Genomic DNA, 9,796 nt, shown 5'->3' with positions numbered 1-9,796 from the left:
GGCAACTGCAAGCCATGCCGGCCGGCGGCGTGGTGTTAATCGTCGCGCCGCCGGATCCGTACCGCTGTCCGCCCGGGCCGTACGAGCGGGCCAGCATGATGGCCTATTGGCTCAAGCAGCATAATCCGCGCGCGAAAATCATCATTCTCGACCCCAAGCGCGAGTTTTCCAAACAAGCCTTGTTCGAAGCCGGCTGGAGGCGGCATTTTCGCTACGGTAGCGCCGATAGTCTGATCGAGTGGCATTCGTTGGCCGATAATCCCGTCACCCGGCTGGATGGGCCTAACCGTACAGTGATCAGCGATTTCGGCGACCGTTTCAACGGCGATGTGTTGAATATTATTCCGGCCCAGACTGCCGCGGCTTTGGCCATCGAGGCGGGTTTGGCCGATAAAAGCGGCTGGTGCCCGGTGAACCCGCAAACCAGCCAGTCCCTGTTCGACGACTATATTCACGTGATCGGCGATGCGGCCCGGTTTGCCCCGATACCCAAATCGGCCTTTGCCGCCAATTCCGAAGCCAAGGCCTGCGCGGTGGCCGTAACGAGTTTGCTGCGCGAGCAAGCCCCGCCGGCGCCGCATTGGCTGAATATCTGTTACAGCCTGATTACGCCCGAGCACGGCATTTCCGTTGCCGGTGTGTATGAGTTGGACAGCGAACACGCGCTTGCCGCCGTGAAAGGCGCGGGCGGCATCAGCCCTACCGGTTCCGCGGATTATCCGGCGTTTGAAGCCGCTTATGCGCGATCGGCTTACCGAAGCCTGGTCGATAATTCATTTCTGTGAGTAATTATTAAAATTAATTATCGTGTTATCAATGGCTTATTGGATTGTCTTTTAAACGGATTTTGATTGTGCCTGTTTGCACTTGAAACTAAAAAAGAAACGCAATTTTCATGCAAATTTCCCAAGCATTTGCGGAATCAATGGTCTGGAAACCCAAAACCCCATGATACAATCGCGACTGTTTATTTATTCCGGTTGACTGAGTGAAGAAAAATCCGCTATTTCAAATACTTTTGCTGAGCATGGTGGCCGGCAAAGCTGCTTATGCCGGCAGTTTTGTAGTTGAAGATATCCAGGTTAGGGGCTTGCAACGGATTTCGGCGGGAACGGTTTTCAACTATTTACCGGTTACCGTGGGGGAAACCTTTTCCGAGGACAAACAGGGGGCGGCCGTCAGGGCTTTGTTTAATACCGGGTTTTTCAAGGATATTATCCTGGAACGGGAAGGCGGCACCCTGATTGTCAATGTCGTTGAGCGGCCCTCGGTAGCGAAGATCGTTATTGAAGGCAACAAGGACATCAAAAAGGAAGATTTGGCGGATGCGCTGAAAAAGATCGGTCTGGCGGAAGGCAAGGTCTACAACAAGCAAATCCTCGACAAAGTCGAACAAGAGCTGCGCCGGCAATACTTCAGTCATGGCAAGTACGGGCTGAAAATCAAGACCGAAGTGACAGAGTTGACCCGTAACCGGGTGGGTATTCATATCGACATTACCGAAGGCAGGGTCGCCAAGATCAAGCAAATCAATATCGTCGGCAGCCGGGCTTTCAACAATGAAGATATCAAGAAAGACTTCGAGCTCAGCACCACCAATTTTTTGTCGTTTTATTCCAAGGACGACCAATATTCCAAGCAAAAACTGTCGGCCGATTTGGAAAAGTTGCGTTCTTATTACCTGGACAGGGGTTATATCAATTTCTCCATCGAATCCACCCAGGTCGACATTACCGCCGATAAAAAGGAAATCTATATCACCATCAACGTGAAGGAAGGCGAGGTCTATACGCTGGAAAAAGTCAAACTTTCCGGCGAGTTGGTGGTCGATCCGGAAGAGCTGGTGAAGCTGGTTAAGGTAGGGCCGGGCGAGATTTTTTCCCGCAAAAACGCCACCGAAACCTCCAAGGCTATTTCAGACCGGCTGGGCGACGAAGGCTATACCTTCGCCAACGTCAACATGGTGCCGGAAATCAACGAGTCGAACAAAACCGTGGCCATGACGTTTTTCGTCGATCCCGGCAAGCGCGTATACGTGCGGCGGGTTAATTTTAAAGGCAACACCAAAACCCGCGATGAAGTGATGCGGCGCGAAATGCGGCAGATGGAATCCAGCTGGGCGGCCAGCAGCAAGATCGAGCGCTCCAAAACCCGGTTGGACCGTTTGGGTTATTTCGAGGAAGTGGGGGTGGAAACGCCGCCCGTGGTGGGTTCCGCCGACCAGATCGATGTCAATTACTCGATCAAGGAAAAGGCCTCCGGCAATTTGCAGGCCGGTGTGGGTTATTCGCAGGTGCAGGGTGTGATCTTTAACGCCAACGTGTCGCAAGACAATATTTTCGGTACCGGCAAGCGGGTTAACTTCGCCTTTAACAACAGCAATATTTTGACGCGGTACAACCTGGGTTTTCGCGACCCGTATTTTACCCTCGACGGCGTCAGCATGGGCTGGGATCTGGGTTACACCAAACGTAACGGCTATCAGGCCAATATTTCGCGCTATAACACCAATATCGCCAATGCCGGCTTCAATTTCGGGATTCCGTTGAACGAATTCGATAACCTGGGGTTCGATGTCGACCTTAAGCAAACTGAAATTGCGAGTACCGATTTTTCGCCCCAAGAAGTTAAAACGTTTATCACTGAAAATGGCGATTCATTTTTAACGCTTTCCGGCGGATTGGGCTGGACCCACGACACCATGAATCGGGCGGTATTCGCCACCAGCGGCGGACAGCAACGAGCTTCCGCGCTCGCCACCGTGCCCGGCAGCGATCTGGAATATTTTAAAATCGGTTATAAACAACAGCATTATTTTCCCTTGGCCAGCGACTTTACCTTTCGGGTGTTGGGCGAAGTGGCTTACGGCAACGGCTACGGCGGCACCAGCGAATTGCCGTTTTTCGAAAACTATTTCGGCGGCGGCCCCGGATCGGTGCGCGGTTTTAGACAGAATACCCTGGGGCCTAGAGATACGCCGGTTGCGGGTAGCGGCCAGACCGCCCGGCCGTTCGGCGGCTCCTCCAAGATATACGGTTCGGCGGAGTTGTTTTTTCCGGTGCCTTTTTTGAGCGATGTCAAATCCGTCCGCATCGGTACTTTCGTGGATGCGGGAACCGTCAGCAAAGATTGGCAGATTGACGACATGCGGTATTCCGCCGGACTGTCCGGAGAATGGTTGTCGCCGTTCGGCGCTATCTCCGTCAGCGTGGCTCAGCCGTTTAATTCCTCCAGCACCGATAACGTGCAAAACTTCCAGTTTAACTTCGGCTCAGGATTTTAGTTTGGGCTACCCCGTTTATGCCTTATAATTTGGCGCAGTGTTTTTGTTTTAAATCCCTCAAAAAATCTAACCCGGAGATGGTTGTACTCATGAAAAATAGAATTTCGTTGTTTTTAATGCTGATGTTGGTCGCCGGCGCGAGCCATGCCGAGCTTAAAATCGGTTTTGTCAACGTCGCCAAGGTTTTGGAAAAGGCCCCGCAAGCCGCTAAAGCCAAATCCCGGTTGGAAACAGAATTTAAACCGCGCGATACTGCCCTGGTATCGCAACAAAAGGAAATTAAAACCCTGGAAGACCGCTTGACCCGGGATGCCGCCGTCATGGGAGAAGAAGAACGCCGCAGATTGGAAAAAGACATTGTCGATAAAAAACGGGACGCCATGCGCGCGCAACAAGAGTTTAGCGAAGATTTCAATATGCGCAGAAACGAAGAATTGGGTAATCTGCAAAAGCGCATCGTCGAAGCGGTTAGAGCGTTGGCCAAGGAAGAATCCTTCGATTTATTGTTGACCGACGGCGTCATTTACGCGAACGACGAAATCGACGTCACCGCCCGCGTTCAACAAAAACTGGAAACGCTGTCTCAATAATCGAGGCATTGCGTTTAAATAAAGCTAACTATTCGGCGAATGCCGGCCGATACGGATCGATCGCGTAGGTTGGGTTAGGCGCCAGCCGTAACCCGACTCATCGGCTTATTGGATTCAATAGCTTCGATTGTCGGGTTACGCTCTATCGAGCTAACCCAACCTACTCCGGATAGTTGCAAATAAAGTTCCAATTCGTGCAATCCATCATGACCGTCAAACTCGATATCTTACAAATTCAGGCATTACTCCCGCACCGTTACCCTTTTCTGTTGGTCGATAAAGTGGTCGAGTGCGTGCCGGGCCAACGTTTATTAGCCGTCAAGAACGTCACCTTTAACGAGCCGTTTTTTCAAGGCCACTTTCCGAATTTGCCGATATTTCCGGGCGTGCTGATCATGGAAGCGTTGGCGCAAGCCACCGCGTTGCTAACCTCCCAATCGGACGAATTGATTGCGGAAGGCACTATTTACTATCTGGCCGGTATCGATAATGCCCGCTTCAAGCGCAAAGTGGTGCCGGGCGATCAATTGATGCTGGATATTCGCTATCTGAAACACCGGCGCAACATCTGGTCTTTCGATTGCCGCGCGGAAGTGGAGGGCGAACTGGCCGCCAGCGCGCAAATCATGTGCGCCGCATCGGTAAATTAAATGATCGATTCGCGCGCGGTTATCAACCCAAAGGCCGAACTGGCCGAAGATGTCAAAGTCGGGCCTTTTTCCATTATCGGGCCGGATGTGCAAATCGATGCCGGCACCGAAATCGGCCCGCATGTGGTCATTAAGGGGCCAACTTCGATCGGCAAGGACAATCAGATTTATCAATTCACGTCTATCGGCGAAGATCCGCAGGACAAAAAATACGCCGACGAAGTCACGCGTCTGGAAATCGGCGACCGCAACGTGATCCGCGAATTTTGCACCATGCACCGCGGTACCCTGCAGGACCAGGGCTTGACCAAAATCGGCGACGACAACCTGTTCATGGCTTATACGCATGTCGCACACGATTGCATGATCGGCGACCATGTGATCATGGCCAACGGCGCGTCGATTGCCGGCCATGTGCATGTGGGCGATCATGCCATTCTGGGCGGTTTTACCCTGGTGCACCAGTTTACCCAAATCGGCGAGTACAGCTTTTCCGCCATGGGCAGTGCCATCACTCAGGATATTCCGCCGTTTGTGATGGTGGGCGGCCGGCCGACCCGCCCGCACGGTATCAACTCGGTGGGCATGGAACGCAACGGCAAGTCGCCCGAGGTGATCCGGCAAATCCGCCAAGCCTATAAAATTTTGTATAAAAACAACCTGCGTCTCGAAGACGCTATCGAAGAAATGGAAGGCATGGCCGGCGAAAGCAACGAGCTTTCCAACATGGTCAGTTTTCTGCGTAATGTTACCCGCGGCATCCTTAGATAATTCCGTTCTGATTGCCGGTCTTGATGAAGTGGGGCGCGGCTGCATAGTCGGGCCGGTCATCGCCGCCGCCGTGATCCTGCATCCGGATAAACCCATTGCCGGACTGACGGATTCCAAAAAACTCAGCGAAAAAAAACGCCGCGACTTGGCCGCGCAAATCAAAGCCTCGGCCGTTTGTTGGGCGGTAGGGCGGGCGGAGGCCAGCGAAATCGACACCATCAATATCCTCCAAGCCACCCTGGTCGCCATGCAACGCGCGGTCGCCATGCTGGAGCCTCGTCCTGAGTTTGCCAAGGTCGACGGCAACCGCTTGCCGATACTGCCTTGTCCCGCGCAAGCCGTCGTGGGGGGCGATTTGCTGGTCGCCGAAATTTCGGCTGCTTCCATTCTGGCCAAGGTGGCGCGCGACGAAGAAATGCACACATTGGACCGGCTTTATCCGGGCTATCATTTCGCCGTGCATAAAGGCTATCCTACCCAACAGCATCTAGCGGCTTTGCAACAGTACGGCGCTACGCCGCAGCACCGAACCAGTTTTGCGCCGGTTAAAAAAATCCTGCAGGGCTTGCCATGAACCCCGGTTTCATTCATCTGAGGATACATAGCGAATTTTCGCTGGTCGACGGTATCGTCAGAATCAAACCCCTGGTCAAAAAGCTGGCGGATTACGCCATGCCGGCCGCGGCGATAACCGAACAAAGCAACCTGTTTTCCTTGGTCAAGTTCTATAAAGCCGCCCAAGGCGCCGGCATCAAACCCTTGATAGGCGCGGATGTGTGGGTTTTCAACCCGGACGAGCCGGCCGCTCCGCACCGCTTGACGCTGTTGGCCCGCAACAAGCCCGGCTATGTGGCATTGACCGAATTGATCTCCCAGGGTTACCAACAGGGCCAGCATCAAGGGATACCGATGTTGCAAAAAGACTGGCTGGAACAAAACCGCCAGGGTCTGATCGTGCTTTCAGGCGCCATGGAAGGCGACATCGGTCAGGCCTTGTTGGCGGAAAATACCCAACTGGCCAATCGTTGCGCCGAATATTGGCGGGATTTGTTTCCCGACTGCTTTTATCTGGAACTGCAACGGGTTGGCAAACAGGACGAGGAACGCTACATCAAGCTGGCGGTCGATCTTGCCACGGCGCTGGAGCTGCCGGTGGTGGCGACCAACGATGTGCGTTTTATCGGCAAAACCGATTTCGATGCCCATGAAGTGCGGGTATGCATTCACCAGGGCCGGGTATTGGACGACAGCCGCCGGCCAAAAAACTACACCAATCAGCAATATTTGCGTACGGCCGAGGAGATGGCCGAGTTGTTTGCCGATATTCCGGAAGCGCTGGAAAATACGGTTGCTATCGCCCAGCGCTGTAACGTCGAACTGACCTTGGGCGAAAACTATCTGCCGGATTTTCCGGTGCCGGCAGGCCTGACGCTGGACGATTATTTCCGGCAGGCCTCCCGGCAAGGCCTGGAACAACGTCTGGCGCAACACGCGCCGGTAGGCAAGGGCAGTTTCGAGGACAACCGCAAGGTTTACGATGAGCGTCTGGAAATCGAACTGGACGTGATCGTGCAGATGGGTTTCCCCGGCTATTTCATGATCGTGGCCGACTTTATTCAGTGGGCCAAGAACAATGCCATTCCGGTCGGGCCGGGGCGGGGCTCCGGTGCCGGCTCGCTGGTGGCATACGCGCTAAAAATTACCGACCTGGACCCTATCGAATTCGATCTGCTGTTCGAGCGGTTTTTGAATCCGGAACGGGTGTCCATGCCCGACTTCGATATCGACTTTTGCATGGAGCGCCGCGACGAGGTGATCGATTACGTGGCGCGCCATTACGGCCGCGATCACGTCTCGCAAATCATCACTTACGGTTCGATGGCCGCCAAGGCGGTTATCCGCGACGTCGGCCGGGTGATGGGGCATGCCTACGGTTTTGTCGACCGCCTGGCCAAGCTGATTCCGTTCGAAATCGGCATGACCCTGGAAAAAGCCCTGAAGGAAAGCGCCGAACTCAAGGCCTTGTACGACAGCGAAGAGGAAGTAAAAGCCCTGATCGACATGGCGCGCTCCCTGGAAGGTATTTCCCGTAATGCCGGAAAACACGCCGGCGGGGTGGTGATTTCGCCGACCAAGCTGACCGACTTTGCGCCGCTGTATTGCGAGCAGGGCGGCGGCAACCTGGTGACTCAGTTCGACAAGGACGACGTCGAGGCGGTCGGCTTGGTCAAGTTCGACTTTTTGGGTTTGCGCACGCTGACCATCATCGACTGGGCCTTGCAGACCATCAACCGCCAGCGCGCCCAGCGCGGCGAGGAGCCGGTCGACATCGCCCAAATTCCGCGCGACGACTTGCCCAGTTACGAATTGCTGAAAAACGCCCAGACCACGGCGGTGTTCCAGCTCGAGTCCAGCGGCATGAAGGCGCTGATCAAAAAACTGAAACCCGACTGCTTCGACGACATCATCGCGTTGGTGGCGCTGTTTCGGCCCGGCCCGCTGGAATCGGGCATGGTGGACGATTACATCAATGTCAAACACGGCGCCAAGGCCGAGTATGCCCATCCCTTGCTGGAACCGATTCTGAAACCCACCAACGGGGTTATTCTGTACCAGGAACAGGTGATGCAAATCGCCCGCGAACTGGCGAATTACACGCTGGGCGGCGCCGACATGCTGCGGCGTGCCATGGGTAAGAAAAAGCCGGAAGAAATGGCCAAGGAACGGGAAAAGTTCATGTCGGGTTCGGTGGCGAACCGGATCGACGCGGGCATCGCCACCTACGTGTTCGACTTGATGGAAAAGTTCGCCGGCTACGGTTTCAACAAATCGCACTCGGCCGCCTATGCGCTGGTGGCTTATCAGACCGCCTGGCTGAAGGCGCATTATCCGGCCGCCTTCATGGCGGCGGTGATGTCGTCCGACATGGACAACACCGACAAGGTGGTGGTGTTGATAGACGAATGCCGGGAAATGAAACTGACTATTTGCCCGCCGGACATCAATGTTTCCAATTACCACTTTACCGTCAACGATAAAGGCCAGATCGTTTACGGCATCGGCGCCATCAAGGGCGTCGGCGAAAACGCCATCGAGGACTTGATCAAGGAGCGCAACGCGAACGGGCCCTATGCCGGCCTGTACGACCTATGCAAGCGGGTCGATTTGCGCAAGGTCAACCGGCGGGTGCTGGAAGCCTTGATCAGGGCGGGGGCCCTGGATGCCATCGACCCTAACCGCGCCGCGCATCTGGCCGAATTAACCACCGCGTTGCGGGTGGCCGAACAGCACGGCAAGATGGCCTTGGCCGGCCAGAACGATTTGTTCGGCCTGGGCGAGGATGATACGGATGACGGCGAAACGGAAGCCTATGCCAATCTGGTTGAGCCGTGGACGGAAAAAGAAAAGCTGGAAGCGGAAAAGCAAACCCTGGGCTTGTTTCTGACCGGCCATCCGATTGCGGAATATCTGCCGGAATTGAAACAATTTACTCACGGCACCTTGGGCAGTCTGGAAGCCGACGCCGGACGCATCAAAGGCAAAATGGAAGCCAGGGTGGCGGGTTTGATCGTGGATATCCGCACCCGGCAAACCAAGCAAGGCAAGATGATGGGCTTCGCCACCCTGGACGACCGTACCGGCCGCCTGGAAGTGGCGGCGTTCAGCGGTATTTTCGACAAATACCGGGATTTGCTCTCCAAGGACACCATTCTGGTGGCGGAAGGTTCATTGGCCATGGACGACTTTACCAACAGCCTGCGCATGACGGCGGAAAAACTCTACGGCATGGAAGAAGCCAGGGAAATGTTCGCCCGCGGCATCGTGTTGAACTGGGATGCGGCGCGCTGGCCGGAACCCGGCGCTTTTGCCGATAGGCTCAAGCAAATTTTGCTGCCGTTTCGCGGCGGCGACTGCCCCGTCGCCATCGAATACACCGCCGACACCGCCAAGGCCTCGCTGCAACTGGGCGACGACTGGCGGGTGCGGCCCGGCGACGAACTGTTGATTCGATTGCGCCGATTGTTGTCGGCGGATGCCGTAACGGTCAAATACCGGAATTGATCGGCTTAGCGCTGCGGAAAAGTCCACAAATAAGTGTCCTTGGGAAAGCCGGCCGAAATGGCTTGTTGCTGCAGTTTTTTCGCCTCCTCCAGCGTCAGTTGCTCGCCGATAACCACCGCGTAATAGGGGTTGCCGCCGTAAGGTTCGTAAACCTCGGCGGAAAAATTAGGGTAGTTGTCGCGTAACCGCCGGACCTGTTGTTCGGCGCCTTCCTGGGTTAAGTGCGAACCGGCAACCACAAACCAGACATTCTTCGGCAACGCGCCGAAAAATCCCCGGTAAATTTGTTGCGCGGAGGTTTCCGCCGGCATGGTAAAGCGCTTGAGCGCCGGCTCGGCTTGCGCATGGGCCGCGGACACGATATACCAGGAAACCTGTTGGTTTGGGGCCGCCGGCGCATCCGGCAGGGCAACCCGGCCGCCGTTCATGGCGGCGGTTAT

The 9,796-nt window shown here is 55.1% G+C and carries 8 protein-coding genes; 7 read left to right on the top strand and 1 reads right to left on the bottom strand.

Annotation, left to right across the window (positions count from 1 at the left end; all coding sequences use genetic code 11):
- The 7 genes from NP596_RS17770 to dnaE all read left to right on the top strand — a co-directional run.
- A partial coding sequence (locus NP596_RS17770) for an NAD(P)/FAD-dependent oxidoreductase (protein ID WP_256616735.1) occupies positions 1 to 785 on the top strand: 785 nt, incomplete at its 5' end.
- A gap of 203 nt (positions 786 to 988) precedes the next feature.
- Positions 989 to 3,283, top strand: a complete 2,295-nt coding sequence (gene bamA / locus NP596_RS17765) for an outer membrane protein assembly factor BamA (RefSeq protein ID WP_371927972.1) — start codon at positions 989 to 991, stop codon at positions 3,281 to 3,283.
- Positions 3,284 to 3,372: 89 nt separating this feature from the next.
- Positions 3,373 to 3,873, top strand: coding sequence for an OmpH/Skp family outer membrane protein (locus NP596_RS17760; protein ID WP_256616734.1), 501 nt, complete (start codon positions 3,373 to 3,375; stop codon positions 3,871 to 3,873).
- A gap of 206 nt (positions 3,874 to 4,079) precedes the next feature.
- Positions 4,080 to 4,523, top strand: a complete 444-nt coding sequence (gene fabZ / locus NP596_RS17755) for a 3-hydroxyacyl-ACP dehydratase FabZ (protein WP_256616736.1) — start codon at positions 4,080 to 4,082, stop codon at positions 4,521 to 4,523.
- Positions 4,524 to 5,294 (top strand): acyl-ACP--UDP-N-acetylglucosamine O-acyltransferase, encoded by a 771-nt coding sequence (gene lpxA / locus NP596_RS17750; protein WP_256616733.1) that lies wholly within the window; start codon positions 4,524 to 4,526, stop codon positions 5,292 to 5,294.
- Entirely contained in the window at positions 5,269 to 5,868 is a 600-nt protein-coding gene (rnhB, locus tag NP596_RS17745) for a ribonuclease HII (RefSeq protein ID WP_256616732.1), read from the top strand. The genes lpxA and rnhB overlap by 26 nt, the downstream gene beginning before the upstream one ends.
- Complete coding sequence (gene dnaE, locus NP596_RS17740; RefSeq protein WP_256616731.1) at positions 5,865 to 9,356, top strand: DNA polymerase III subunit alpha; 3,492 nt, start codon at positions 5,865 to 5,867, stop codon at positions 9,354 to 9,356. Before rnhB ends, dnaE begins: the two co-directional genes overlap by 4 nt.
- A gap of 5 nt (positions 9,357 to 9,361) precedes the next feature.
- Here the strand turns inward: dnaE and NP596_RS17735 are convergent.
- A partial coding sequence (locus tag NP596_RS17735; RefSeq protein WP_256616730.1) for an SPOR domain-containing protein occupies positions 9,362 to 9,796 on the bottom strand: 435 nt, incomplete at its 5' end.

The organism is Methylomonas rivi (genome assembly GCF_024505165.1).
In the GTDB taxonomy this organism is placed as follows: Bacteria; Pseudomonadota; Gammaproteobacteria; order Methylococcales; family Methylomonadaceae; genus Methylomonas; species Methylomonas rivi.
The sequence above is the reverse complement of the archived record's forward strand: the minus strand, read 5'-3'. Positions and strand labels throughout refer to the sequence as shown.